This is a genomic window from Paraburkholderia sprentiae WSM5005 (assembly GCF_001865575.2).
Lineage (GTDB): Bacteria > Pseudomonadota > Gammaproteobacteria > Burkholderiales > Burkholderiaceae > Paraburkholderia > Paraburkholderia sprentiae.
In genome coordinates, this window is the sequence record NZ_CP017561.2 from 3,267,473 (window position 1) to 3,294,449 (window position 26,977).

At 65.5% G+C, this 26,977-nt stretch carries 25 protein-coding genes and 1 riboswitch; of the genes, 6 read left to right on the plus strand and 19 right to left on the minus strand.

The window, feature by feature from the left end; genetic code table 11:
* The 12 genes from BJG93_RS14910 to BJG93_RS14965 all read right to left on the minus strand — a co-directional run bounded on the left by BJG93_RS14910 (position 1) and on the right by BJG93_RS14965 (position 9,738).
* Positions 1-765: an ABC transporter permease gene (locus BJG93_RS14910; protein WP_027199026.1), complete on the minus strand. Its 765-nt coding sequence runs from the start codon at positions 763-765 to the stop codon at positions 1-3.
* Positions 762-1,694, minus strand: a complete 933-nt coding sequence (locus BJG93_RS14915) for an ABC transporter ATP-binding protein (protein ID WP_027199027.1) — start codon at positions 1,692-1,694, stop codon at positions 762-764. Before BJG93_RS14915 ends, BJG93_RS14910 begins: the two co-directional genes overlap by 4 nt.
* 189 nt (positions 1,695-1,883) lie before the next feature.
* On the minus strand, positions 1,884-2,204 hold the full coding sequence (locus BJG93_RS14920; RefSeq protein ID WP_027199028.1) for an STAS domain-containing protein: 321 nt from the start codon (positions 2,202-2,204) through the stop codon (positions 1,884-1,886).
* On the minus strand, positions 2,201-2,833 hold the full coding sequence (locus tag BJG93_RS14925; RefSeq protein ID WP_027199029.1) for an MlaC/ttg2D family ABC transporter substrate-binding protein: 633 nt from the start codon (positions 2,831-2,833) through the stop codon (positions 2,201-2,203). The genes BJG93_RS14920 and BJG93_RS14925 overlap by 4 nt, the downstream gene beginning before the upstream one ends.
* Before the next feature lie 114 nt (positions 2,834-2,947).
* A complete protein-coding gene (locus BJG93_RS14930) occupies positions 2,948-3,994 on the minus strand; it encodes an MlaA family lipoprotein (protein ID WP_034479722.1) in 1,047 nt (348 codons plus the stop codon).
* Between the two features lie 20 nt (positions 3,995-4,014).
* Complete coding sequence (gene mlaD / locus BJG93_RS14935; RefSeq protein WP_034480168.1) at positions 4,015-4,545, minus strand: outer membrane lipid asymmetry maintenance protein MlaD; 531 nt, start codon at positions 4,543-4,545, stop codon at positions 4,015-4,017.
* 91 nt (positions 4,546-4,636) lie between these two features.
* The gene (gene mlaE / locus BJG93_RS14940; RefSeq protein WP_027199032.1) at positions 4,637-5,404 is read right to left on the minus strand and encodes a lipid asymmetry maintenance ABC transporter permease subunit MlaE; all 768 of its coding nucleotides are present in this window, start codon (positions 5,402-5,404) and stop codon (positions 4,637-4,639) included.
* Positions 5,401-6,225, minus strand: coding sequence for an ABC transporter ATP-binding protein (locus BJG93_RS14945; RefSeq protein WP_407675285.1), 825 nt, complete (start codon positions 6,223-6,225; stop codon positions 5,401-5,403). Before BJG93_RS14945 ends, mlaE begins: the two co-directional genes overlap by 4 nt.
* 91 nt (positions 6,226-6,316) lie before the next feature.
* On the minus strand, positions 6,317-7,420 hold the full coding sequence (gene thiE / locus BJG93_RS14950; protein WP_082194669.1) for a thiamine phosphate synthase: 1,104 nt from the start codon (positions 7,418-7,420) through the stop codon (positions 6,317-6,319).
* Entirely contained in the window at positions 7,417-8,232 is an 816-nt protein-coding gene (locus tag BJG93_RS14955) for a thiazole synthase (RefSeq protein ID WP_027199035.1), read from the minus strand. The genes thiE and BJG93_RS14955 overlap by 4 nt, the downstream gene beginning before the upstream one ends.
* Before the next feature lie 112 nt (positions 8,233-8,344).
* The gene (thiS, locus tag BJG93_RS14960) at positions 8,345-8,542 is read right to left on the minus strand and encodes a sulfur carrier protein ThiS (RefSeq protein WP_027199036.1); all 198 of its coding nucleotides are present in this window, start codon (positions 8,540-8,542) and stop codon (positions 8,345-8,347) included.
* 65 nt (positions 8,543-8,607) lie between these two features.
* Entirely contained in the window at positions 8,608-9,738 is a 1,131-nt protein-coding gene (locus tag BJG93_RS14965; protein ID WP_027199037.1) for an FAD-dependent oxidoreductase, read from the minus strand.
* A 221-nt stretch (positions 9,739-9,959) separates the two neighbouring features.
* A riboswitch (TPP riboswitch) is annotated at positions 9,960-10,083 on the minus strand.
* Positions 10,084-10,510: 427 nt separating this feature from the next.
* Between BJG93_RS14965 and BJG93_RS14970 the strand changes: the two genes are divergently transcribed.
* The 4 genes from BJG93_RS14970 to BJG93_RS14985 all read left to right on the plus strand — a co-directional run bounded on the left by BJG93_RS14970 (position 10,511) and on the right by BJG93_RS14985 (position 14,554).
* A complete protein-coding gene (locus BJG93_RS14970) occupies positions 10,511-12,262 on the plus strand; it encodes an ABC transporter ATP-binding protein/permease (protein WP_027199038.1) in 1,752 nt (583 codons plus the stop codon).
* A gap of 231 nt (positions 12,263-12,493) precedes the next feature.
* Positions 12,494-12,967, plus strand: a complete 474-nt coding sequence (locus BJG93_RS14975; protein WP_027199039.1) for a hypothetical protein — start codon at positions 12,494-12,496, stop codon at positions 12,965-12,967.
* 64 nt (positions 12,968-13,031) lie between these two features.
* A complete protein-coding gene (locus BJG93_RS14980) occupies positions 13,032-13,709 on the plus strand; it encodes a hypothetical protein (RefSeq protein WP_027199040.1) in 678 nt (225 codons plus the stop codon).
* 101 nt (positions 13,710-13,810) lie between these two features.
* Positions 13,811-14,554, plus strand: a complete 744-nt coding sequence (locus BJG93_RS14985; RefSeq protein WP_027199041.1) for a response regulator — start codon at positions 13,811-13,813, stop codon at positions 14,552-14,554.
* Between the two features lie 36 nt (positions 14,555-14,590).
* On the opposite strand, the gene BJG93_RS14990 is transcribed toward BJG93_RS14985, so the two are convergent.
* The 4 genes from BJG93_RS14990 to BJG93_RS15005 all read right to left on the minus strand — a co-directional run bounded on the left by BJG93_RS14990 (position 14,591) and on the right by BJG93_RS15005 (position 16,504).
* Positions 14,591-15,262, minus strand: coding sequence for a flagellar basal body L-ring protein FlgH (locus BJG93_RS14990; protein ID WP_027199042.1), 672 nt, complete (start codon positions 15,260-15,262; stop codon positions 14,591-14,593).
* 123 nt (positions 15,263-15,385) lie between these two features.
* Positions 15,386-16,099 carry a hypothetical protein gene (locus BJG93_RS14995; RefSeq protein ID WP_027199043.1) on the minus strand — a complete coding sequence of 238 codons (714 nt, stop codon included), beginning with the start codon at positions 16,097-16,099 and terminating at the stop codon, positions 15,386-15,388.
* A 3-nt stretch (positions 16,100-16,102) separates the two neighbouring features.
* Positions 16,103-16,300, minus strand: coding sequence for a DUF6726 family protein (locus BJG93_RS15000; RefSeq protein WP_051374443.1), 198 nt, complete (start codon positions 16,298-16,300; stop codon positions 16,103-16,105).
* A gap of 15 nt (positions 16,301-16,315) precedes the next feature.
* Positions 16,316-16,504, minus strand: coding sequence for a hypothetical protein (locus BJG93_RS15005; RefSeq protein ID WP_027199044.1), 189 nt, complete (start codon positions 16,502-16,504; stop codon positions 16,316-16,318).
* Between the two features lie 391 nt (positions 16,505-16,895).
* Here BJG93_RS15005 and BJG93_RS15010 point away from each other — a divergent pair, with 391 nt between their 5' ends.
* Complete coding sequence (locus BJG93_RS15010; protein ID WP_027199045.1) at positions 16,896-17,636, plus strand: response regulator; 741 nt, start codon at positions 16,896-16,898, stop codon at positions 17,634-17,636.
* A complete protein-coding gene (locus tag BJG93_RS15015) occupies positions 17,633-18,940 on the plus strand; it encodes an ATP-binding protein (protein ID WP_027199046.1) in 1,308 nt (435 codons plus the stop codon). The genes BJG93_RS15010 and BJG93_RS15015 overlap by 4 nt, the downstream gene beginning before the upstream one ends.
* 199 nt (positions 18,941-19,139) lie before the next feature.
* Here BJG93_RS15015 and BJG93_RS15020 read toward each other — a convergent pair whose 3' ends face one another.
* The 3 genes from BJG93_RS15020 to BJG93_RS15030 form a co-directional block, all read right to left on the minus strand.
* Entirely contained in the window at positions 19,140-20,015 is an 876-nt protein-coding gene (locus tag BJG93_RS15020; RefSeq protein WP_027199047.1) for a tyrosine-protein phosphatase, read from the minus strand.
* 557 nt (positions 20,016-20,572) lie between these two features.
* Positions 20,573-22,042 carry a glutamate synthase subunit beta gene (locus tag BJG93_RS15025; RefSeq protein ID WP_027199048.1) on the minus strand — a complete coding sequence of 490 codons (1,470 nt, stop codon included), beginning with the start codon at positions 22,040-22,042 and terminating at the stop codon, positions 20,573-20,575.
* 104 nt (positions 22,043-22,146) lie between these two features.
* Positions 22,147-26,850, minus strand: a complete 4,704-nt coding sequence (locus tag BJG93_RS15030; RefSeq protein WP_027199049.1) for a glutamate synthase-related protein — start codon at positions 26,848-26,850, stop codon at positions 22,147-22,149.
* Positions 26,851-26,977: the final 127 nt, after the last annotated feature.

Consider the following 26,977-nt stretch of genomic DNA (forward strand, 5'->3'; position numbering starts at 1 on the left):
TCAGTGGCGCAGCTTGTAGCCGGTGGCGAGCATGCGCATCGCCACGGCAGCCAGCACCACAAAGAAACCGGCGACGATCGCGAGGCTCACGAGCGGGTCGATATCCGACACGCCGAAAAAGCCATAGCGAAAGCCGTCGATCATGTAGAAAAACGGATTGAGCCGCGATACTTCGCGCCACACGGGCGGCAGCGTATGCGTCGAGTAGAACACGCCCGACAGGAACGTGAGCGGCATGATCAGAAAGTTCTGGAACGCGGCGAGCTGGTCGAACTTCTCGGCCCAGATGCCGGCGATGAGACCCAGCGTGCCGAGGATCGCCGCGCCGAACATCGCGAAGACGATGATGTAGAGCGGCGCGGTGAAGGCGAGCGGCACGAACCAGATCGTCACGATGAACACGCCGAAGCCGACGCACAGCCCGCGCGCCACGGCCGCGAGTACGTAGGCCGCGAACATCTCGTAGTGCGACAGCGGCGGCAACAGCACGAACACGAGGTTGCCGGTGATCTTCGATTGAATCAGCGAAGAAGAACTATTCGCGAACGCGTTTTGCAGCACGCTCATCATCACGAGGCCCGGAATCAGGAAACTCGTGTATTCGACACCCGCATAGACCTGCACGTGGCCGCGCAGCGCGTGACCGAAGATGGTCAGATAAAGCAGCGCGGTGATGACCGGCGCGAGCACGGTCTGGAACGACACCTTCCAGAAGCGCAACAGTTCCTTATAGAACAGCGTGCCAAATCCACTGTAGCCGCTCATGCAAGCCCCTCGATCACTTCCGGACCGTTCATCACCTGAACGAAAACGTCTTCGAGGTCGGCCTTGCGGACCTCGATTTCTTCGAATGTACAACCGGCCGCGCGGCATTGGGCGAGAATGCGCTCGACGTCGTCGTAACTCGTCAGGCGCAGCAGATGCTGGCGGCCATTGCCGTTGCCCGCGCCGCTTTCCGCCTCGAGCGGACGCAGTTCGGCAGGCAGCACGCCCTGCGCGAACCGCACGAACAGCTGCATGCCGGCGAAACGCTGCAGCAGCGTGCTGGTGCGCTCGAGTGCAACGACCTCGCCACGGCGCAGCATGGCGATGCGGTCGCATAGCGATTCGGCTTCTTCGAGGTAGTGCGTGGTCAGTACGATCGTGTGGCCTTCGCGATTCAGGCGCGAGATGAATTTCCACAGCGTCTGGCGCAGCTCGACGTCGACACCCGCGGTCGGTTCGTCGAGCACGATCACCGGGGGACGGTGCACGAGCGCCTGCGCGACCAGCACGCGGCGCTTCATACCACCCGACAGCGCGCGCATGTTGGCATCCGCTTTTTCGGTGAGATCGAGATTGGCCATGATCTCGTCGATCCACGCGTCGTTGTTGCGCAGCCCGTAGTACCCCGACTGGATGCGCAAGGTTTCGCGTACCGTGAAGAACGGATCGAACACGAGTTCCTGTGGGACCACGCCGAGCGCGCGGCGCGCGTTGCGAAAATCGTCGATGACGTCGTGACCGCGCACCGCGATGCTGCCTTCGTCGGCGCGCGCGAGACCCGCAAGTATGCTGATGAGCGTCGTCTTGCCCGCGCCGTTCGGACCAAGCAGTCCGAAGAACTCGCCTTCTTCGACCGTGAGGCTGACGCCCTTGAGCGCCTGCAAATCCTTGTAGCGCTTCTTGACGTTACGAATTTCTATGGCTGACATGACTATGGGCCGCGTGCGTCGCGGCGCCTGAAGTAGCCCCAATGGAGCTTGGGACGAGCAAATGCTGGAAGAAATGGAACCGGGGCCGATTAGGGGGCCAGTTCGACGCCCCAAAAAAACGTTTGATTATAGGGCAAAAACTGAGACCCCCGGCCTCACCGAGAGGGGGGAGACGACGCTAGCGGAGCGTCAATGTCGCGCTGAAGCAACCGTGCTGGAGGCGACAGGAGAGAGAAGTGTGTCGACGCCGTAGGCCTGCGCGAGACTGGCGAGACCAGCCGGCAGATTGACGATTTCGAACTTGCCGCCACGCGACGCCGCCGCCCGCACCCACGCGAGCAGGACCGCGAGCGCCGACGAGTCGAATTGCGTGAGCGGCGCGCAATCGACGCCGCCCGCGCCCGCCGCGATGCGTTGCAGACCCGCCGCGAGCGCGGCCTTCGCGCTCGCGTGGGTTAGCGTCGCGCCGCTGTCGAAGCGGTTCGCGACCGCGTTCAGCACGTCGTTCACGACTGCTTGCCCGCGGCGAGTTGCTGATTGCGCTGCGTGAGGAACTGGATAAGTCCGTCCACGCCCTTCTGCTGGATCTGCTCGTTGAACTGCTGCTGATACGCCTGGATCAGCCACGCGCCGAGGACGTTGATGTCATACACGCGCCAGCCTTGCGGCGTCTTGTACAGGCGGTAGTCGAGTTCGATCGGCTGGCCGTTGTTCATCACGACCGAGCGCACCACCGTGTCGGTGTCGTCCGGGTTCATGCGAAACGGCTTGTACTGGATCTGCTGGTCGCGCACTTGCGCGAGCGCGCCCGAGTATGTGCGGATCAGCAGCATCTTGAACTGCTCGACCACCTGGTTCTGCTGCTCGGGCGTCGCGGTGCGCCAGTTGCGGCCCATCGCGAGCTGGGTGGTGCGGCGAAAGTCGGTGTACGGCAGGATCTTTTCGTTCACCAGCGCCGTGATGTGCGTAATGTCGCCCTGCTGGATCGACTTGTCGCTGCGGATCGCGTCCATCACCTGCTGGGTGACGGTCTTGATCAGCGCGTCGGGTGCATTGGTGTCGACGGTTTGCGCCGATGCGCCGGCGCTGACGAACGAAAACAACGCGGCAAATAACGGAATCAGGAAGAATTTTTTCATATCAAGCTTTGCCTCAAAAATAGTGCAACGGTTTGAGCCGACCTTATCACGCGAGTTCGACGGCAATCCATGCGCAAACTGCGAGAGTCGTATCGATCTGTTACGGCTGCAGATTCAATGCAATCTCAAGGACGGAAAGTTGAAGCGTGTGGGCGGTACCAACTGACCGGCCGGAATCTGCGTTTCAGGGCCGCCGTTCAAATCGAGCGGCGGCGTTCCGGCGCCCGATGCGGCCTCCGGTGCCGACGCACCCTGCGGCGTGCCCACGGCCGCCCCGGATGCCGGAGCCGCCTTGGCCGCAGCACCCTGCGTACCCGCGGCGGCGCCTGCCGTGCCGGTTACGGCGCCGGCCGGCGCGCCTGCCGCACCCGCAGCAGCGCCCGTGTCGCCTTCATCGTACTTCGGCAGCGGCGCTTCCTCGTCATAGCTCGGCAGTTCCTGCGGACGCCGGCGGTTATCCGACAGCAGATACTGACGACGCTGCAGATACGCATTACGCACGAACGAGTACTTGTCGAGCGCCGCGCCTTCGAGCAAGTTGCTCGCGCCGAGCAGGTTCGCGCGGGTGTTGATGATGTTCAGGCCATACAGCGCCCAGCTCAGGCCCGACGGACTGATGTAGCTGATCGGGTTCACGTAGTAGTTGCCGAGCGAGCCGACCGCGTCGCGCACCGTACTCGGCCCGAACAGCGGCAGCACCAGGTAGGGGCCCGCCGGCACGCCGTAGTGACCGAGCGTCAGACCGAGGTCATTGTCGTGCTTCGGCAGCTTCGCGAGCGTCGCGACGTCGAACAGACCGCCGACGCCGAACAGCGTGTTGATCACGATGCGCATGATGTCGGACACGCCGTCGGCGATGCGCAGCTGCAGCAGATTGTTCGCCGCGATGTAGACGTCGCCGATGTTCGAGAAGAAGTTCGTCACGCTGTCGCGAACCGGCTGCGGCGTGACCCGAACGTAGCCCTGCGCAACCGGCTTCAGCGCGTACTGGTCGAGCTTGTCGTTGACCGTGAAGATCGTGCGGTTCAGGCCTTCGAACGGGTCGCCCTTGGTAGGCGTTTGCACGGTCGTGCAACCCGCGAGGAGCGCAGCCGCCACGGCGACCTTGCCGAACTGTAGGACGCGCGCGCCGCTGCGCGGGGTCTGCAGTGTCGTGTGCATCGTAGTTCTCCTTGTTGGCCTTACTGACTGGCAGCGCCGGAGGCCGGCGCGCCCGGCGCCGGCGCCGGGACTGGTGCAGCAGGCTTGGCCGCGCCGGAATCCGCGGCCTTGCTATACAGGAACTGACCGATCAGGTTTTCCAGCACGATCGCCGATTGCGTCATCGAGATCGTATCGCCCGCTTTGAGCATTTCCGAGTCGCCGCCCGGCTCGAGCCCGATGTACTGTTCGCCGAGCAGCCCCGAGGTCAGGATCTTCGCCGAGGTGTCCTTCGGAAACTGGTATTGCTTGTCGATATCGATCGTGACGAGCGCCTGGTAGGCGTTGCTATCGAAGCCGATCGACGCGACCCGGCCGACCGTCACGCCGGCGCTCTTCACCGGCGCGCGCGGCTTCAGCCCGCCGATGTTGTCGAACTTGAGTTTGACCGGGTAGGTTGCCTGAAACGACAACGAGCTCATGTTGCCGGCCTTCAGCGCAAGAAACAGCAAGGCCACGAAACCCAGCACCACGAACAGGCCGACCCAGAAGTCGAGAGCATTCTTTTTCATCGTCATCCCAAAGTGAATCCGCCGCGCCGCCGCCACTTCCCGCCGGGCGCGGCGCATCATGCGCCGCCGGCCGCCGGCGCGCTGCGCGGTCTTAGCTGAACATCAGTGCGGTCAGCAGGAAATCGAGCCCGAGCACCGCGAGCGACGCGTACACGACCGTGCGGGTCGTTGCACGCGACACGCCTTCCGGCGTCGGCTTCGCCTCGTAGCCCTGAAACAGTGCGATGAAGGTCACCGCGAGGCCGAACACCACGCTCTTGACGACCCCGGCGCCCACATCGCGCCACACGTCGACGCCGCTTTGCATCTGCGACCAGAACGCGCCGGCGTCGACGCCGATCAGCAGCACGCCCACCACGTAACCGCCCAGCACACCCACCGCGCTGAAGATCGCGGCGAGAATCGGCATCGACACAATGCCCGCCCACAGGCGCGGCGCAATCACGACCTTGACCGGATCGACGGCCATCATTTCCATCGCGGTGAGCTGCTCGCCCGCTTTCATCAGGCCGATTTCGGCGGTGAGCGACGTGCCCGCGCGCCCGGCGAACAGCAGCGCGGTGACGACCGGCCCGAGCTCGCGCACCAGTGACAGCGCCACCAGCAGTCCGAGCGCCTGCTCGGAGCCGTAGCGGTTCAGCGTGTAATAGCCCTGCAGCCCCAGCACGAAGCCGACGAACAGGCCCGACACCGCGATGATCACCAGCGAATAATTACCGACGAAGTGGATCTGCTTCGTGACAAGACGCGGGCGACGCAGCAGCGGGAAAAATTCGAGCACGAGGCGCAGGAAGAAGCGCGTCGCATAGCCGGCGGTGCCGAGCCCGGTGATGACCGAGCGGCCGATCGCACTGATCATGACTGGCCCCCGCCAATGCCGAAGTCCGCCGCGAGGGGCGCCTTCGCCGGATAGTGGAATCTGAACGGGCCATCGGGCGCGCCGTCGATGAACTGCCGCACGGTCGGATCGGTCGACGCGCGCAGTTCGTCCGGCGTGCCCTCGGCGAGCACCCCACCGTTGGACAGGAAGTACACGTAGTCGGCGATCGCGAACGATTCGGGCACGTCGTGCGTGACGAGAATCGACGTCGCGCCGAGCGCCCGGTTCAGCGTGCGGATCAGGTTCGCGGTGATGCCGAGTGAGATCGGGTCAAGTCCGGCGAACGGCTCGTCGTACATCATCAGTTCGGGGTCGAGCGCGATGGCGCGCGCGAGTGCCACGCGCCGCGCCATACCGCCCGAAATCTCCGACGGCAGCAGCTCGCGCGCACCGCGCAACCCGACCGCGTTGAGCTTCATCAGCACGAGGTCGCGCAGCAGTTCTTCGGGGAGATCGGTGTGCTCGCGCAGCGAGAAGGCGACGTTTTCGAACACCGACATGTCGGTAAACAGCGCGCCGAACTGGAACAGCATGCCCATTTTGCGGCGTAGCGCGTAAAGGCCTTCGCGCGTCTGCTCGCCGATGTCCTGGCCATGGAACAGGACCTGGCCGCGCTGTGCGCGCACGAGGCCGCCGATCAGTCGCAGCACCGTGGTCTTGCCGCAACCCGAGCCGCCCATGACCGCGACGACCTGACCGCGACGAAAACGCAGATTCAGATTCGACAGGACGAGCCGGTCGCCGTAACCGAAGTCGACGTCGCGCAGCTCGAGTAAGGTCTCGGGGTAGGAAGGCACCAAACTGACAGTCCTTTTGCAGGGAAGGCCGAATTATAGGGCCATCATGCAAAAGCTGCCGTGAGGTGCCCCGTTCCTTGACTATGCCTGACGATTATTGCGTAAACATGTGTTGCAACGCGGAAACGGCGGCGGCCGGATCGGCCGCTTCGGTCACCGCGCGCACCACGGCCGCACAGCCGACGCCCGTCGCGAGCACGTCCGGCAGTACCTGCAGATCGATGCCGCCGATCGCGACGAGCGGCACCGCACCGTCGAGCAGCCGCACGTAGCGCGCGAGGCGCCGCAAGCCCTGCGGCGCGGTCGGCATCACCTTGGTGGTGGTCGGGAACACCGCGCCCAACGCAATATAGCTCGGACGGAAATGCAGCGCCTTCAGCATCTCGTAGAAGCCGTGCGTCGACAGCCCGAGCCGGATGCCCGCCTCGGCCAGCGCGGACAGATCGGCCGTATGCACGTCCTCCTGGCCGAGGTGTACGCCGTACGCGTCTGCCTCGAGCGCCGCCTGCCAGTGGTCGTTGATGAATACCTGCGCGTCGTGCGCGCGGCCGGCCGCCACGCAGCGGGCGATTTCGCGCTTCAGCTCATCGGCGGGTTCGGCCGACTTGCGGCGCAACTGCACCGTCTTCACGCCAAAGCCGACCACCCGTTCGACCCAGTCCGCGGTCGGCACCACCGGATACAGGCCGAGCTTTTGCGGGCAGCGCGAGAACGCCTTGGCGGGTGCCGCCGGCAGGCCGGTAAGGCGCGGAAAACGCGCGAGGTCGGCAGGGAACGCGTCGTCGGCGCGGGTCTCGTCGCCGTCGCGCCACGCGAGCGCGAGCACCAGCGCATCGTGCGGATCGAAACCGCAGTCGAGGAACGCGGCCAGCGCGGGAATCCAGTCTTCCGCCAGATGGCCTTCGAGGCCGTACTTGTCGCCGCCGAGATGCAGCGTCGCGCGGTTTTCCGCGGCGACGATTACGCCCGCGCCACGCGTCAGCCAGCGCGCGATCTGCTCGCCGTGCTGCTGCGCGTCGGCGATCACGATCAGGTCGCCACCGTTCGGTTCATCGGGTGCGGTCAGACAGATGCGCCACGGCGCGTGCGTCGGCGGCCAGTCGCCGAGCCGCGCGCGAATGCGCTCCGCGGCTTCGATGAGTTCGTCGGCCGTCGGCCAGAACAGATCGCGGTCCTTCAGCGTCAACGACTGCGTCATGCGGCACCTCCATCCTGATGCCAGAACGGCATGCCGATCACCGGCGTGCTCGCGTGCGCACTCTCGCGCTCGGCCATCGGTCCAGCGAGATATGCTTGCCGGCCCGCCTCGACGCCCAGCGCGAACGCGCGCGCCATCGCGTCGGGATGCGTCGCCTGCGACACGGCCGTATTCAGCAGCACGCCGTCGAAGCCCCACTCCATCACCTGGGCCGCGTGCGACGGCACGCCGAGACCGGCGTCGACGATCAGCGGCACATCCGGCAGCCGCTCGCGCAAAACGCGCAGCCCGTACGGATTGATCACGCCCTTGCCGGTGCCGATCGGCGCGCCCCACGGCATCAGCGCCTCGCAGCCGGCATCGAGCAGTCGGCGGCCGATCACCAGGTCTTCGGTGCAGTACGGCAGCACCTTGAAGCCGTCCTTGACGAGTCGCGCGGCGGCCTCGATCAAGCCGACCGGGTCGGGCTGCAGCGTGTAATCGTCGCCGATCAGTTCGAGCTTGATCCACTCGGTCTCGAAGATTTCGCGCGCCATGTGCGCGGTCGTCACCGCTTCACCCACGCTCAGGCACCCCGCCGTGTTCGGCAGCAGCGGCACGCCGTGGCGCTTGAGCAGATCGAAGAAGCCGGCTTCGGCGTTGCCCTCGTTCATCTGACGGCGCAGCGCGACGGTCACCATGCCGGGGCGCGCGGCGTCGATCGAATCGGACAGCGACTGCAGCGACGGGTAGCGCGACGTGCCGAGCAGCACGCGGCTCGCGAAAGTTTGACCGTATAGCGTCAGCGCGTCGGCGGTCTCGTGAGAAGTCATTTGCATCATCCTGGTTTGCCGCCGCGCCTTGGCACTCGCAGCGTTGCGGCAATGGGTTTTCGGCGGCGGTTTTTTTTAGCGTCCGGTGCGCGACAGCCAGGCGCGAGCGCGCTCAGCCGCCCGCGACCGGCTGCACCACGTCGAGCCGGTCGCCCGCTTGCAAAGCGCGCGCCGCATGCTGCGTGCGCGCGACGAAATCGCCGTTGAGCGCGACCGCGAACGGCGGCCGCGCGCCAAAAGCGGCGAGCGCATCGGCGACAGTCGCGCCCTCGGGCAGCGACAACGGCTTCTGATTGATTTGAATGTCCATGATGTTCGAATACGGTTCAATCGATGGCGAAAGCGGCATCGCGCGCGGCACGAAGGCCGCCACGCTCAGGTGGGCTCCCGCGCGAAATCCTGCTGGAACAGCTCGCTCCAGCGCGCGTCGCGCCGCCAGCCGGCGAATGCGTCGGCGTCACCGACGCGGCCGTCGAGCAGCGCGCTGGCGAAGCGCACGGCTTCGTCAGCGACTTCGGGCGCGATCATAAAACCATGCCGGTACAGGCCGTTCACACGCAGCGTGCGCGCACCGTCCCACAGCAGCGCGGGACGGTGATCGGGCAAGGTCGGCCGGCATTGCGAATTCAGCTCGAGGATGCGCGCCTCGCCGAAGCCCGGATGCACCGAAAACGCTGCACTCAGCAACTCGAGCGCCGAACGCACGCTGACGGGCGACATGTCCTCGCCCTCCACCTCGGTCGCGCCGATCACATAAAGGCCGTTCTGCTTCGGCGCGATATACAGCGGGTAGCGTGGATGCAGCAGCCGCACCGGGCGCGTCAGCTGCAGGTGAGGCGCATGCACGCGCGCAACTTCGCCGCGGATGCCGCGTAGCGTCGGCAGCACGGGCTTCGCGCCGAGCCCGCGGCAATCGATCGTGATGCCGGCGTCGGGCAGCGACGCGTCGCCGATCGGCGTGTTCCAGTGCGTGTCGACGCCGCGCTCGGCAAGCCCCGCCGCGAGCGCGGACAGCACCTGCCGGTTGTCCAGCTGGCCTTCGCGCGGCAGCAGCCAGCCTTGGTTGAAACGGCCGGCCAACGCGGGTTCGGCAGCGCCGAGCTGCGCGCCCGCGAGCGTGACAAAGCCGCCGTCGAGCAACTCGGCCGGCGCGTTCGCGCGCACCCGGCGCTCGAACAGCGGCGCCTCGGTGCGATCCGCGTGATGCCAGACGACGAGCGTGCCGTTGCGCTGGAAAAACACCGGCTCTGGTAGTTCGGCGAGCACGTGCGGCCAGCTTTCGAGCGAACTCGCCCCGAGCCGCGTAATCAGCAGTTCGGCGCTGGCAGCTTCTGCCAACGGCGCGAGCATCGCAGCCGCGACCCACGCGGCAGCCTGCGAACCGGCCGCATCGCCGCGCTCGTAGAGCGCCACGCGATGCCCGTCGCCCGCCAGGCGCCACGCGACCAGCCGGCCGCACAGGCCGCCGCCGAGCACGGCGAAATCGGGTCGGGTGAGACGGTTCATCGCGTGCGCTCCGTTTGACTGCGGCGGGCAAGACGGGAGCGGCACGGCATGCCGGAGTCGGCGTGACGAGAAGAAGAATGCATGTCTGAAGAATAGGCGGTCATCGAGTCCGTTCCGTACGGCCAAAAACGCACGTACCCAGGACGAAACCGGCGGGTGAAGCCGGCCGGTCACGGCGCGCGCATGTCAGATGCGCTCGCCGCCCGGCGGGGAATGGAAGACGGTTGCTTCCGGAAACTTCCCGCGCCGGTATTACCCGGATCGGGTGCAAAGGGTGTCTCTCAGCCTCGCCGCCCCGGCATGAAAGTCATGCCGCCTGTGGGCGAAGCACCCCTGTTTCGTCGCAGGTCATTAGACCATAAAAGGCGCGGCGCCCGCAAACCAGCGGTCCCCCAGCGCTGCCGCGATTTCGACCGGGCACAGTCTGGCGCAATGCCGATGCGAAGCGGGCCGGCGCTCTGGCACAATGCCGTGACCGGTGCCGCGAAAACGCGACGCGCGCGGCGCTCGAGGCCGCATGCGTGGCGGCGGCACGCGAGCGGACGCGAACCCGAAAATTAATTTTCCCTTAAGGGCGTCGCGCCAGAATCGGCGCCCGTCTGGACTCGCGTTCATCGAGCGCGATGGCGCGATGCCCGGCCAGGTATCGCAGACCCGCCGCAGCCGAGGCCTCGAAAGGGGCGGCTGTTCGCGGGATCGCCCCACATGGGTCAAGCAGAACGGACCCGCACGCCGGTTCGGCACTTCGGGTCAGCACTTCATCAGGACGCTCATGACACCACATACTTCTGCCAGCCCCGCGCTGCCGCCCGACGAAAAGGTTTCCGCCTGGAGCCTGATCAAGCCCTACTGGGTTTCCGAGGAACGAGGCATCGCGTGGGGGCTGCTCGTCGCGATCATCGTGATGAACCTGCTCGTCGTCTGGATCAACGTGCGACTGAACCGCTGGAGCGCGGACTTCTATAACGCGCTGCAGGCGAAAAACGTCCGCGACTTCCCGCATCTGCTGATGATTTTTAGCGGACTCGCGTTCGGTTTCATCATCCTCGCCGTGTATGGACGCTATCTGCGCCAGATGCTCGGCTTTCGGTGGCGTCAGTGGCTGACCACACGCTATCTGAACGAGTGGCTCAACGACAGCGCGTTCTACCGCATCGAGCGCGACCGCCTCGCCGACAACCCCGACCAGCGGATCAGCGACGACCTGCAGTCGTTCGCGACCACCACGCTGTCGCTGACGCTCGATCTGCTGTCGACCGTCGTCACGCTCGTGTCGTTCATCACGATACTGTGGTCGCTCGCGGGCGCGTTGAGCATCTCGCTCGGCGGCATGCCGCTGCATATCCCGGGCTACATGGTGTGGGCTGCCGCGCTGTATGCGGTGGTCGGCTCGCTCGTCACGCAGAAGGTCGGCCATCCGCTCGTGTCGGTCAATTATCAGGCGCAGAAAGTCGAGGCGGATTTCCGTTTCGGCCTGATCCGGCTGCGTGAGAACGCCGAGCAGATCGCGTTCTACAACGGCATGGAAACCGAGAAGACGAACGCGCGCACATTGTTCGGCCGCATCCGCGACAACTGGTGGCAGGTGATGAAGTACACCAAGCGCCTGACCTTCGTGTTGAGCTTCTATGGCCAGATCGCGATCATTTTTCCGATCGTCGTCGCCGCGCCGCGCTACTTCGCGGGCGCGTTCACGTTCGGCGTGCTGATGCAGATTTCGAGCGCGTTCGGCACCGTCAGCGACTCGTTCTCGTGGTTCATCAACAGTTATACGAGCCTCGTCGAATGGCGCGCGACCGTGAACCGGTTGCGCGAATTCAAGCGCGTCGTGCATTCGCCGCGGCTGAAGGAATCGGTGTCGCCGGCCACCGAACACGGCGGCATCAATCTGCATTTCGTCGACAGCAATACGCTGACTACCGACAGCCTCCAGCTCGCGTTGCCGAATGGCAACCCGCTGTCGCGCATCCGCGATATCGCGATCCGGCCGGGCTCGCGCTGGCTCGTGCGCGGTCCGTCGGGCGCGGGCAAGAGCACGCTGATGCGCGCGCTCGCGGGCCTGTGGCCGTTCGGCGACGGCTCGATCGACGCGCCAGTCAACGCACGCATGATGTTCATTCCGCAGATCAGCTACATGCCGATCGGCACCTTAAAGGCGGCGCTCGCGTATCCGTCGGCGGTGGACACCTATAGCGACGACGAATGCCGCGATGCATTGGTCGTCTGCCATCTGTCGGAATACGCGGACCGTTTGCAGGAATCGGCGCACTGGACCCGCGTGCTGTCGCCGGGCGAGCAGCAGCGCTTCGCTGCCGCGCGGGTGCTGCTGCACAAGCCCGACTATCTGTTCCTCGACGAAGCGACCAGCGCGCTCGACGCGGAAAACGAGGCGCGGCTCTATCGGCTGTTCACGGAGCGGCTGCCGAAGGCGGCGATCGTCAGTGTCGCGCATCGCGAATCGCTTGCCGCGTTCCATGACGAAACGCTCGACGTCGAGCGTTCGCCCGAAGCGGTCGCGGCGTGAGCGACAAGCGACGCCGCTCGCTAAAGCGTCAGCTTCGCGCCGGGGACCACCCGGCGCAACATCCGGAAAGACACGAGAAGCGTTCGAAAGCATTAGCGAAGCAGGCAAGCTGTTCCGCGCTTTGAAAATGCCCGCGAGCGGCGACGATAGCCGTATGGGCCGCGCCATGCGCCGCCCTTCGTTGATGTCAGTCACGTCTTTCATCGCAACCGCTTTCCGGACTTCTCGCCCATGTCACTCGCTCGCCGTGTTTCACCATTGCTCCCGTCCTTGCTCCCGCGCATCGCGCTCGCCTGCGGCGCGGCGTTGCTGTTCACGAACGCCGTCGATGCCGCGCAAACGACCGAGCAGAACCAGCCCGCCGACATCTGCGCCGCGCTCACACACATCGTCGATGCGAGCGATTTCCAGCAACTGTCGCGCGAGAGCGCCGCGCAATTGCCAGGCGTCTCCAATGCCGACGATTGCCGCGCCAGCCCGCACGCGTACGACTGCCACTGGCGCGCGCACTGGCAAGCCGACGGCGCCATCGACGATCCGCTCGAAGAACTCGGCGCCGACATCGCCGCCTGTTTTCCGCGCGTCGTGCACGACGTCAACACACCGGTGCGCCAGCATTTCGTCGTGACCACCGACGCGCGCCGCGTGAGCGTCACCGCGAGCGTGCAAGGTCACAACGAACTGCGACTGCGCGTGACGCGCTAGGCGCGCGGCCGTCGTTGTTTTTGACGACCCATCGCATTTTGTGACCCGGACCGGGCGCTGCCTCATGAGCTCATCGGCGGCCGCGCGCGCGGCAGCGGCAACCAGCCGCTCGCGCCTCTGCCCGATCGCGTCGGCGATATGCCGGCGTCGTTGCGCGCGAGCCGCCCTCGCCGCCTTCGCCGCGACGCTGACGCTCGCGCTCGACGGCTGCGCGTGGACGCTGATCCAGGCCGCCGACGCGACCGGCTCCGTGATTCAGGCCGGCTACGCGATCGCGTCGAACTACTCGTCGCCGACCTTCGTCAATGGCCGGCCGGTGGATGTGCAGCACGTATGCATCGAAGTGAACCCGACAGTGTCCGTCGGCGATTTCGTGCCGGCGCTGCAACTCGCGCTCGAGCGCCGTGGCATTCGTTCCGACGTCTACAATCCGGGCACTTCACCGGCCGGCTGCGAGGCGCGGCTCGTCTACAACGCCGCGATCGACTATGGCCACCGCTCGTTCAGCGACGAATCGATACAGTATCTGTCGATCATCGATCTGACGCTGATCGGCAGCGGCCGCATTCTCGTCACCGCGCGCTATCAAACCGATGGCCTGAACACCGACCGCTTCTCGTCGGCCTCGGTGAAGCTCGGCGGACTGATCGGGCGGATGGTCGTCGACCGGACCGATCTTGCGCGGCGAGGGCAGCAACCGCAGACGCTGCAAACCTCCCAGGCCTTTGCGCCGACCAACTGAGTACCCGAGGCCTTGTTTTCGCTTGCGCCGCCTTACACGGAAAAGGATTGGAAAGCGATATGCGCTTTGCGCGACCCGCGCGCATCACTAAGATGACCTGAATGAACCAGACCATCCTGATCGTCGATGACGATCCCGTCGTACGCGAACTCGTCAGCGAATATCTGCACGGTCGCGGCTTCAAGGTCGCCACGCTCGAAAATGGCTTGGCGTTGCAGCGCAGATTGCAGCAGGAGCGTCCCGCGCTCGTCGTGCTCGACATCATGATGCCGGAGCTGGACGGCATCAGCGCGCTGCGCACCTTGCGGGTCGCCGGCGACGACATTCCCGTGATCCTGCTGACCGCGCGCGCCGACACGATCGATCGCGTGATCGGTCTTGAGCTCGGCGCCGACGACTACCTCGGCAAACCTTTCGAACCAAGCGAGCTGGTCGCGCGGATTCGCACCGTGCTGCGGCGTCGCGGATCGGTTGCGCCGGGCGCGCCCGAGCAGCGCGCGCCCTATCGTTTCGGCCGCTTCGAAGTGAGCTTCTCCGCGCGCGAGCTGCGCCGCGACGGCGAACGCATCGCGCTGCGTTCGAGCGAGTTCGCGATGCTGAAAGTCTTCGTCGCGCACGCGATGACCGTGCTCACCCGCGCGCAGCTACTCGAAAAACTTCACGGCAACAGCGAAGCGCATCGCAATCGCAGCCTCGACGTGTCGATCTGGCGTTTGCGTCGGCTGATCGAAGTGGACCCGTCGGAACCGCGCTACGTGCAGACGGTGTGGGGACGCGGTTATGTGTTCGTGCCGGACGGCGAGATGGGCGCGGCCGAGCGCGGTCTTGCGCCGCCGCTCGGCTAGCGGCGCCGCGCGCACCCGCACCGACGCGGCTGACGCTCAAAACGTCAGCACGCTCAGAAACATCCTCTGCAGCCAGCCCATCGTCGTCGCATCGTTCACCATGCCGAGGCCCGACTGTTCGATGCGCGCGTTCGCGACCTTGCTCGACGCGACGTAATTGCCTGCTTCGATATCCTTGGGATTGACGATGCCCGACAGCCGCAGCCGGTCGCGGGTCCCGCTCATCGCGATCACCTTCTCGCCAGACACGACGAGATTGCCGCCCGATACCGTGCCGATTACGGTCACGGCGAGCGTGCCCGTCATATCGCTGATGTCGCTCAGATTGCCCTGCCCTTTGTAGTCGGTGCTGGCCGAGCCGATGTTGAACAGTTTCGCGAGCCGCGCGGCGGCATTCGTCGATTGGTCCGCCGCGGTCGCGGTGATGCTGCTCGCGCGGTTCGCCGATGCGCTCGCGCTGTGGTTGCCGCTATACGATTCGGCGAGCCGAATCGTCAGTACGTCGCCGATGTGCTGCGCGCGCGGCGCCTCATACAACAGCAGCGGCGCGCCGGCCTGATAGATCGCGCCTTGCGTGTTGACGTTCAACGGCGCGGACGCCAACGGCGGCGCCATCGGCGTTTCGACGATCGACCGGGTCTGCGTGCTCGAACAGGCCGCGAGACAGCTCGCGGCGCCGAGCACGATGGTGAGACGTAGCGCGGTCATGCTGGCTCCGTGGCGGGAAAGGTGAAATGGAGTTGAAACGAGGCGGCGCCAGCCAGACGCCGCCCGGTTCCGTCTTAGGGGTCGCACCAATGCTCAGACCTGCCAGGCAATCGTCAACGCGGGTCAGCCGGCGTCGGCGCCGCTCGCCTGCCATTGCCGCACCACCGCTTTCATCCACGCATCCGAGCCCTTCAGCAGATACGTGAGCGTGCCCTTGCGGCTGCCCGGCAAAAAACACAGCGTGATCGAACTCACCGCGTTCTCCCATACGTACATCGGCATCGCGCCCGGTGCAGCCGCGTTGCGCGTCGCGAGACGCGGCGGCCCGTAACGGTCCTCGAGCGCGTCGCGCAGATCCTCGGCGGTCAGCTGGTCGATCACGAACGACATCTCGTACAGACGCAGCGCGCCCTGCCCGTCGATGCGCGTGAAGCGCATTACATGCTCGAGCGCCGGCGTGCCATCCACCACCGCCTGCGACACCGCCCAACGGTCGTCGTCGCGATGCGCCCAGCGGCACGCCACGCTCAGGCTATCGTGCGACTTCAGCCGCATGCCGAGCGCACCGGCCTGCACGTCCGTCTCGCAGATCGGCACGCTGCCTACCGGCGTCGCACGCACGCTCGAGCCCGCACGAAATTCGTCGATCGTGATGCCGAGCGCGATGCCGCGGAAGGCAAACGGTGCGTGTTGCGAGCGCCCGCGCGTGCCGGCGGCAACGCCATTCGATGCCGCACTAGCCGCCTTCGTACTGCGCGCGACGGGCTGCGCATGCGCGGCGCACGACAGCACACCGCTTAGCAGCATCAGCGCACCAACCATCCGGGGCAGCCTCATGAGTCAATCGATCGCGGAAGCGCACGCGTCGAAAGGCGTCGCTGCCGCATGGCCGACGACCGGCAGCACTTTCAGGGTCGCCGCTGTGAGCCGGCACGGCAGCGCGGCGGCGCCGCAGCCACCGAGCGGCAATAGCAGCGCGCCGACAACCAGCCATGCCACGGCACGCGACCGATCTTCAGGGGTTGTTGATAACGGCATGCGGGCCTCGTCAGCTCACGCCGTCGTGTTGACCAGATGGCCGACCAGCCCCGTCCCCGGTGCGGGTTGCGCAAGCGCGGCGCTCTGCTGCGATTTCACCGCGGCGCCGGTGGAGCTCGAACTGGCGCTGGCGGGCTTGTCGGTGGCCGGCGCATTCGCCAACGGGGAGAAAGGCGTGGAACTGAGCGTATTGTGGATCGTCATGATGGCCCTCGCGAAAGTGCGCACTGCGCGCCGGTGTCGGTTGAACATTGCGCGCCGTCGCCCGAGGCTGCGGGCCTCGTTCGGCGTGCGACGCGACGTGTTGCTGGACGAATCATCGCGCCGCGCAAATGCCGGCGATGGGCCAAGCAAAGCATGCTTTCGCGCGGTTGTTACGAACGGTTCCGGGCGCTTGCGAGTGTTTTCGAGTGCTTGCGGGCCGTTGTCATCGGGTGCCGGTCGTTGCGGATAGCCGGATCAGGCGGTGCTAAAGTAGCCGCTGAACCTTCGTTGACCTGCCCGGCGCGAGTGCGCCAGCGCCACGCGGCACACAGTAAGCGTTGGTAAGGAAATGCCCGGTCGCGCGTCGAGCCCCGCAGTCTAGAATTTCGCCATGAATCCACAGGTCCTTATCGTCGACGACGATCCGGTCGTTCGCGATCTGCTTTGCAAGTTCCTGCAGTCGAACGGCTTCGACGCGTCCGTGCTGCATGACGGCACTCATTTGCAGCGTCGTCTCGAACGTGAGCGGCCGTCGGTCGTCGTGCTCGACATCATGATGCCGAACACCGACGGCCTGCGCGCGCTCACCGCGTTGCGCGCCGCCGGCGACGACATCCCGGTGATCTTCGTGACCGCGCGCGGCACGGTGGCCGACCGCATCGTCGGTCTGTCCCTCGGGGCGGACGACTACCTGACCAAGCCGTTCGATCCGCGCGAGCTGCTCGTGCGCATCCAGACCGTGCTGCGCCGGCGCGGGCCGCCCACCACGAGCGCGCCCGAAGCGCGCAAGCGCTATCGCTTCGGTCCGTTCGAACTGGACTTCGCCACGCGCGCGCTGACCCGCGACGACGCCAAGCTGCCGCTGCGCGACAGCGAATTCGCGCTGCTGAAGATCTTCGTCAACAATCCGTACAAGGTGCTGTCGCGCGTGCTGATTCACGATCTCGTGCATCGCGACAACCTCGCGTTCCGCGACCGCAGCCTCGACGTGCCGATCTGGCGTCTGCGCCGCGTGATCGAGGACGACCCGTCGAACCCGTGCTACGTGCAAACGGTGCGCGGCCAGGGCTACGTGTTCGTGCCCGACGCCAACGGCACGCCTTTCGAGGACGAGGCCGTACCAAGCGCATGAAGAATCCGCTGAACACGCTGTTCGGCAGAATGGCGTTGCTGTCGGCGGCGGTGCTATTCGCGATTCAGGCGAGCTGGTTCGTGCTGGTGACGATGCAGCCGCCACGCCATGAGATCGACGGCTTCGCGCGCGGCATTCTGCTGGTGCTGCAGGCGATCAACGGCGAGCCGATCAAGGGCGCCGCGCTCGCGCCCGCGATGCGCGTGCATCTGGTGCCCACCTGGAACATGCCGACCAGCGTGCATCTGCGCGAGCCGCACGAGCATACGCTGGTCGAGCTGAGCCGGCATCTGCGCGAGAACGTGCCGGCCGGCACGCAGATCGCCGTCGACGATCTGCGTCCACCGCAACTGTGGGTGCTGTTTCCGGGCAAGTCGAACTGGGTCGTCGTGCCGGTCGACCTACCGCCGCCGCCGCGCTTTCTGATCGAATCGGTATCGATGCTGATCGCGGGGTTGATCCTGTCGTTGTTCGCGGTGTGGCAGATGCAGCGGCCGCTGTCGCGCGTCGCCGGTGCGTCGCGCGCGTTCGGCTCGGGCGGCCGGCCCGAACCCGTGCCGGTGCAGGGCCCGCGGGAGTTGCGCGATCTGATCGGCTCGTTCAACGACATGATGCGGCGCCTGAACGAAGCCGGCGACGACCAGGCGGTGATGCTCGCCGGCGTCGCGCACGATCTGAAAGCGCCGCTCACGCGCCTGAAGCTGCGCGCAAGCGTGCTGGTCGATGAAAACGAGCGCGCCGGCCTGATCCGCGACGTCGATTCGCTGACCAACATCGTCCAGCAGTTCCTCGAATTCGCCGGCCAATCGGCGGACGCCGGGCCGCCCGTCGCAGTCGACGAGTTTTTGCGCGAGCAGTTTTCCGCTGGCGATCACACGGAGGCCGCTGAAACCGCCGATATCATGGCCTCCGCCGAAACGCCGCTCTTCGCGCTCGACCTGCGCGCCGGACCCGCGTTCACGCTGCCGCGCACGCTGCTCGACCGGCTCGTGACCAACCTCGTCGACAATGCGCTCGAGCACGGCATGCCGCCGGTGGAAATCTCAACCACATGCAACGACCGTCATTGGACGATCAGCGTGCGCGACCACGGGCCCGGCATTCCCGACGATCGCATCGCCGCGGCGATGAAGCCGTTCGTGCGGCTGGACGCCGCGCGCGGCGGCGAAGGCCATTGCGGGCTCGGTCTCGCGATCGTCGCGCGGCTCGCGCACGATCGCGGCGGACGCTGCCTGGTGCGCAATCACGCGGGCGGCGGGCTCGAAGTACAGATCGAACTGCCGGCGGACCCCACGCTGCCATGACGATGCGTGCAGACAGCTGTGCGCGGACCGGGCCACTTACGCACCCTTACCGCACCGATCATCGCGCGGGCGAGCGCCTTATAGTCGCGCCTGGCAACCTCGATGCCGCCCTTCTCGGTCCGCCCGCACCCCTGGGGCGGACTTTTTTTCTGTCGCAAGGCCAGCGAAGCGCGACAGTGAAGTCCGACAGTGAAGCGCGTCAATGCACGAGCCGATTGCGCAGCGCGTCGACCGTCGCCGTGGAAAGACCGAGGCCTTGCGTCAGGTAGCTCGCCATCGTGCCGTAGCTTGCCTGCACCTGGTCGAAGCCCGCCTGCAGATAATTGTCGTCGACGTCGAGCAACGGCGCTCTCGCCGTTGCGATGGCAGCGCCTTCCTGCGCGCGCAACGCGCTGGTTTGCGCGCCGATCGATTGCGCGAGATAGACGTTGCTCAGCAGATAGTCCTGCATGATCACGTCGAGCGGCACATTGGCGATGCTGAGCAGGAGCGCCGCCACCCAGCCCGCGCGATCCTTGCCCGCGCTCGAATGGAATAGCTGCGCGCCCGTGCCATTGGCGAGCGCGCCGAGCAAGGCACCATACGCGGCTCGCTGCGGGCCGCCCGTCACATACGCGCGCGCCTGAGCCTGCATGAACGCGACGGCCTCGGCGGGGGCATCGAACAGGGGCGCGACGAAGTCGTTCGTGCCGAGCGCATTCAGGGTGGAGGTTGTCGCGCCGCTCGGCAGCACGTCAGCGGTGCGCGCGATTTCGGCGGGCGTGCGCAGGTCGTAGACCGACACGATGCCGAGCTTGTCGAGCGTCGCCGCGTCCGTGCCGCTCAGCGTCAGCGCGTTGGCGCGATAGAACACGCCGCGCCGCATCTGTTTGCCGTCGACGGTCTGGTAGCCCGCGCCTGCGCCGCCGACATCGCGGAAATTGCTGACCGACACCAGGCGCGGTGTGGCCGGCTGTTCGGCTTCGAGACTGCCGCCGCACGCGGACAGCAGGGTGCTGCCGAAGCCTGCGGCCAGCATCGCACCCGCCGAGCCCGTCAGAAAGCGTCGCCGCGCCGCCGACGGTGCGCCGGGCATGCCGGGTCCCACGGGCACGGTTGTGCTCTCAAGGGCGCGGAACGGCGAACGGCTTTTCGCGGTAACGGACATCGGGGGCGACAAGTGTATAGGAGCAATGGGTGGGGCAGCCGGGGCTGCAGACGCAGTTTAACGTTCACCGATAACTTTTGCGTTACATCGTAGGGGTTCGTAAGAAAAATGAGGGACGGTTGATCCGCATGAACGCCGCACGACCTCGAGCTCGCGCAGCCGGCGCTCGCGGCGCCGGGACCCTTGGCGGACGCGGTAGTCGTCGCGCTCGGCGTCGATAGCGCGGCATGAAGGTGCCGCTCTGTCCGGTGAAGGGGTATTTGGCCGCGCTGCCGGTCGCCGACCAAAATGGCACGGACGTCACGCACGGCGCCTAAAAAACGAAAACCGGGCTCGCCCATACAGGCGAGCCCGGCTCGTATTACTGCGTCGCTTTACCGCTAAAAGGTGCCCTTCATGGGGCGCCTTGTCGTCTCCACCTCTTCCCGCAAATCATGGCCGGTGCGCGCGACCTCGAACACTGTACGCACACCAGCCGGAGATGCTTAACGCGGTAGCTCCGAATGACCCATCAGGAACGCATCGACCGAACGCGCGCACTGACGGCCTTCGCGGATCGCCCACACCACCAGCGACTGGCCGCGGCGCATGTCGCCCGCCGTGAACACCTTGTCCACCGACGTGTAGTACGCCTTGTCGCCCTCGGTTGCGGCGCGCACGTTGCCGCGCGCATCCTTGTCGACGCCGAATGCTTCGAGCACCGGCGAAACCGGCTGCGTGAAGCCCATCGCGAGCAGCACGAGGTCGGCCTTCATTTCGAATTCGGAGTTCGGCACTTCGACCATCTTGCCGTCCTTCCATTCGACCCGCGCGGCGATCAGCTTTTCGACCTTGCCGTTCTTGCCTTCGAGGCGCTTGGTGGCGACCGCCCAATCGCGCTCGCAGCCTTCCTCATGCGACGACGACGTGCGCAGCTTGATTGGCCAGTACGGCCACACGAGCGGCTTGTTCTCTTCTTCGGGCGGCTGCGGCAGCAGTTCGAACTGCGTGACGCTCTTCGCGCCGTGACGGTTCGACGTGCCCACGCAGTCCGAACCGGTATCGCCGCCGCCGATCACGACGACGTGCTTGCCCTTCGCGACCAGCTGGTTCGGCACTTTGTCGCCGGCGTTGACCTTGTTCTGCTGCGGCAGGAACTCCATCGCGTAGTACACGCCTTCGAGCTCGCGGCCCGGCACCGGCAGATCGCGCGGCGTTTCCGAACCACCGGCGATCACAACCGCGTCGAACTGTTCTTTCAGTTCCGCCGGCGTGATGGTTTCCTTCGCCGTGTTGCCGATGTGCGCCGGCAACGAGTCCGGCATGCCGATGAACACGTTAGTGCGGAACGTCACGCCTTCGGCTTCCATCTGGCGCATGCGGCGATCGATCTGCCATTTCTCCAGCTTGAAATCAGGGATGCCGTATCGCAGCAGGCCGCCGATGCGGTCGTTCTTCTCGAACACGGTCACGTCATGACCGGCGCGCGCGAGCTGCTGCGCGGCCGCCAGACCCGCGGGGCCCGAACCGACCACGGCGGCCTTCTTGCCGGTCTTGTGCTTCGGCGTTTGCGGCGCGACCCAGCCTTCGGTCCAAGCCTTGTCGATGATTGCGTGCTCGATCGACTTGATGCCGACCGGGTCGTCGTTGATGCCGAGCGTGCATGCCGCTTCGCACGGCGCCGGGCAGATGCGACCGGTGAACTCGGGGAAGTTGTTGGTCGAATGCAGCACTTCGATCGCGTTCTTCCAGTCCTGACGGAATACCAGGTCGTTGAAGTCCGGAATGATGTTGTTGACCGGGCAGCCGTTGTTGCAGAACGGAATGCCGCAGTCCATGCAACGCGCGCCTTGAATCTTCGCTTCGTCATCGGTCAGTGCCGCGACGAATTCCTTGTAGTGCTTCACACGCGTGAGCGGAGCCTCGTACGTCTCGTGGCGACGTTCGAACTCGAGAAAACCGGTTGCCTTGCCCATGTGGTTCTCTTCTCTATCTGTATCTAGGGGTAATCTGGACCCGCCGCGCGTCGATCGATCGGAGCGCGGCGGGTGGGTCTAAAGGTGATTTGCGTGAACGCAGCTCAGGCAGCGAGCACTTCGTTGTTCGCCTTCTTCGCGGCGAGTTCGCCGAGCGCGCGCTTGTATTCGGTCGGGAACACCTTCACGAACTGACGACGTGCCGCGTCCCAGTTTTCGAGCAGCGCCTTCGCGCGCGGGGAGCCCGTGAACTGGAAGTGACGCTCGATGAGCCCCTTGAGCAGCGCTTCGTCGGTCGTGCCGCGATGCCACACGCCCTGATCGACCGTGCGCTCCTGCTCGGCCTGTTGCAGCACCGGTTCGAGCGCGACCATCGACTTGTTGCACTTGCTCGCGAACATGCCGTCCGGATCGAACACGTACGCGATGCCGCCCGACATACCGGCGGCGAAGTTACGGCCCGTCTCGCCGAGCACGACGACCGTGCCACCCGTCATGTATTCGCAACCGTGATCGCCGGTGCCTTCTACAACCGCCGTCGCGCCCGAGTTACGCACGCAGAAACGCTCCCCCGCGACGCCGCGGAAAAACGCTTCACCATCGATCGCGCCGTACATCACCGTGTTGCCGCAAATGATGTTCTCTTCCGACTTGCCGCGGAAATCGTTGGTCGGACGGATAATGATGCGGCCGCCCGACAGGCCCTTGCCCACGTAGTCGTTGCCGTCGCCGACCAGATCCAGCGTAACGCCCTTCGCGAGGAACGCGCCGAAGCTCTGACCCGCGGTGCCCTTCAGCTGGATGTGGATCGCGTCGTCCGCGAGACCTTCGTGACCGTACTTCTTCGCGATCGTGCCCGACAGCATCGCGCCGACCGTGCGGTTCACGTTGCGCACCGGCTGGATGAACGACACATGCTCGCCCTTCTCTATCGCGGCCTTCGCCTTCTCGATCAACGTGTGGTCGAGCGCGCGGTCGAGGCCGTGATCCTGCACGTCGACGTGCTTGCGCGCGACTTCCGCCGGCACTTGCGGCTGGTAGAACACGCGCGAGAAGTCGAGGCCCTTCGCCTTCCAGTGCTCGATGCCCTTCTTCGTGTCGAGCAGTTCCGCGCGGCCGATCAGGTCGTCGAACTTGCGGATACCGAGTTGCGCCATGATTTCGCGCGCCTCTTCGGCGACGAAGAAGAAGAAGTTCACGACGTGCTCAGGCTGCCCCTGGAACTTCGCGCGCAGCACCGGATCTTGCGTCGCGACGCCGACCGGGCACGTGTTCAGATGGCACTTGCGCATCATGATGCAGCCTTCGACGACGAGCGGCGCCGTCGCGAAGCCGAACTCGTCCGCACCGAGCAGCGCGCCGATCACGACGTCGCGGCCGGTCTTCATCTGACCGTCGGCCTGCACGCGAATCCGGCCGCGCAGCTGGTTCAGCACCAGCGTCTGCTGCGTTTCGGCGAGACCCAGTTCCCACGGCGTGCCCGCATGCTTGATCGACGACAGCGGCGACGCACCGGTGCCGCCGTCATGACCCGCGATCACGACGTGATCGGCCTTCGCCTTCGCGACACCGGCGGCAACCGTACCGACGCCCGACTCCGACACGAGCTTCACCGAGATGCTCGACGACGCGTTCACGTTCTTCAGATCATGAATGAGCTGCGCCAGGTCTTCGATCGAGTAGATGTCGTGGTGCGGCGGCGGCGAAATCAGGCCGACGCCCGGCACCGAGTAACGCAGCTTGCCGATGTAGTCCGACACCTTGTGGCCCGGCAGCTGACCGCCTTCGCCCGGCTTCGCGCCCTGCGCCATCTTGATCTGGATCTGGTCGGCCGACGCGAGGTACTCCGCGGTCACGCCGAAGCGGCCCGACGCGACCTGCTTGATGCGCGAGCGCAGCGAGTCGCCTTCCTTGAGCGGAATGTCGACGACCACTTCGTCGCCGATCACGGACTTCATCGTGTCGCCATTCTTGATCGGAATGCCGCGCAGTTCGTTGCGATAACGGTTCGCGTCTTCACCGCCTTCACCGGTGTTCGACTTGCCGCCGATGCGGTTCATCGCGACGGCGAGCGTGGCGTGCGCTTCCGTGCTGATCGACCCCATCGACATCGCGCCGGTCGCGAAGCGCTTGACGATTTCCTTCGCCGGCTCGACTTCGTCGAGCGGGATCGCCTTGGTCGGATCGAGCTTGAACTCGAACAGGCCGCGGAAGGTCATGTGACGCCTGGTCTGATCGTTGATCAGATGCGCGTATTCCTTGTACGTCTGGTAGGAGTTGCTGCGCGCCGAGTGCTGCAGCTTGGCGATCGCATCCGGCGTCCACATATGTTCTTCGCCACGCACGCGGTAGGCGTACTCGCCGCCCGCGTCGAGCATATTGGCGAGGACCGGGTTGTCGCCGAACGCGTCGCGATGCAGACGGATCGCTTCTTCCGCGACGTCGAACAGACCGATGCCGCCGACCTTCGACGACGTGCCGTGGAAGTACTTCGACACCAGATCGGACGCGAGACCGACCGCCTCGAAAATCTGCGCGCCGGTGTAAGACATGTAGGTCGAAATGCCCATCTTCGACATGACCTTCTGCAGACCCTTGCCGACTGCCTTCGTGAAGTTGTAGACGGCCTTTTCCGGCGACAGGTCGCCCTTCAGGCCTGCCGCGAGTTGGCTCAGCGTTTCCATCGCGAGATATGGGTGCACGGCTTCCGCGCCATAGCCCGCGAGCAGCGCGAAGTGGTGCGTTTCACGCGCCGAACCGGTTTCGACGACGAGACCGGTGCTCGTGCGCAGACCCTGCTGCACGAGGTGCGTGTGGATCGCGGCGGTAGCGAGTAGCGCTGGAATCGCGACGTTATCGCGATCGGTCTTGCGGTCCGACACGATCAGCATGTTGTAGCCGGACTTGACCGCGTCGACGGCTTCCGCGCACAGCGACGCGAGGCGTGCCTCGATGCCCTCCTTGCCCCACGCGACCGGATAGCAGATGTTCAGCTCGTACGAACTGAACTTGCCGCCGGTGTACTGATCGATCGCGCGGATCTTCGCGATGTCCTTGAAGTCGAGTACCGGCTGCGACACTTCGAGACGCATCGGCGGGTTGATGTTGTTCGTGTCGAGCAGATTCGGCTTCGGGCCGACGAACGACACGAGCGACATCACCATGTTTTCGCGGATCGGGTCGATCGGCGGGTTCGTGACCTGCGCGAACAACTGCTTGAAATAGTGATAGAGCGTCTTGTTCTTGTTGGACATGACCGCGAGCGGCGAGTCGTTGCCCATCGAACCGACGGCTTCCTCGCCCGCTTGCGCCATTGGTGCCATCAGGAACTTCAGGTCTTCCTGGGTGTAGCCGAACGCCTGCTGGCGATCCAGCAGGGCAGCCGCTTCGCGGCGTTCGGTCACGACGTCTTCGGCCTTCGCCTCGATCTCGTCGAGCTTGATGCGCACGGCGTCGATCCAGCTCTTGTACGGCTTGGCGTTCGCGAGGTTGTCCTTCAGTTCCTTGTCATCGATGATGCGGCCGTGCTCCATGTCGATCAGGAACATCTTGCCCGGCTGCAAACGCCACTTCTTGACGATCTTCGACTCGGCGATCGCCAGTGTGCCGGCCTCCGACGCCATAATGACGAGGTCGTCGTCGGTGACGATGTAGCGCGCCGGACGCAGGCCGTTACGGTCGAGCGTTGCGCCGATCTGACGGCCGTCGGTGAACGCGATCGCGGCGGGTCCGTCCCACGGCTCCATCATGGCGGCGTGGTACTCGTAGAACGCGCGGCGGTTCTCGTCCATCAGCGTGTGCTGTTCCCAGGCTTCCGGGATCATCATCATCATTGCGTGGACGAGCGGGTAGCCGGCCATCACGAGCAGTTCGAGACAGTTGTCGAACGAGGCCGTATCCGACTGGCCCGGATAGATCAGCGGCCACAGCTTCGGCAGATCGTCGCCGAGCACGTGCGAGGCGATCGCGCCGGTGCGCGCGTTCAGCCAGTTGACGTTGCCCTTCACGGTGTTGATTTCGCCGTTGTGGGCAATCATGCGGTACGGGTGAGCCAGTTCCCAGGCCGGGAACGTGTTGGTCGAGAAGCGCTGGTGCACGAGCGCGAGCGCCGAGATGGTGCGCTCGTCCTGCAGATCGCGGTAGTACACGCCGACCTGGCCCGCGAGCAGCAGACCTTTGTAGACGACGGTGCGCGCCGACATCGACGGCACGAAGTATTCCTTGCCGTGCTTGAGCTTGAGCGCCTGGATGCGGTGGCTCGCGGTCTTGCGGATCACGTACAGCTTTCGCTCGAGCGCGTCGGTCACCATGATGTCCTTGCCGCGGCCGATGAAGATCTGGCGGATCAGCGGCTCGCTTGCCTTCACGGTCGGCGAGATCGGCATGGCGTGGTCGACCGGCACGTCGCGCCAGCCGAGCACGACCTGGCCTTCGGCCTTCACCGTGCGCTCCAGCTCCTGTTCGCAGGCGATGCGCGACGCGTGCTCCTTCGGCAGGAAAATCATGCCGACGCCGTATTCGCCAGCCGGCGGCAGCGTCACGCCCTGCCTTGCCATCTCTTCGCGATAGAAGCCGTCCGGAATCTGGATCAGGATGCCCGCGCCGTCGCCCATCAGCGGATCGGCGCCGACGGCGCCCCGGTGGTCGAGGTTCTCGAGGATCTTCAGGCCCTGCTGGATGATTTCGTGACTTTTATGTCCCTTGATATGGGCGACGAAGCCGACGCCGCAGGCGTCATGCTCGTTCTGCGGGTCGTACAGACCTTGGGCGGCGGGAACCGGGTGAATCGGTTGCTGGTGGTCGTTCATTGGGACACCGTCTGTGAGGGGGCCGGACAGGCCGTTAAACCATTGTTTTTTTGCCGCAGTGCGCTTCGCAACCACGACGGCGCCGTTCTGACAGCAGTACTGCGCCGGACGAAAAGCATCGGAAATC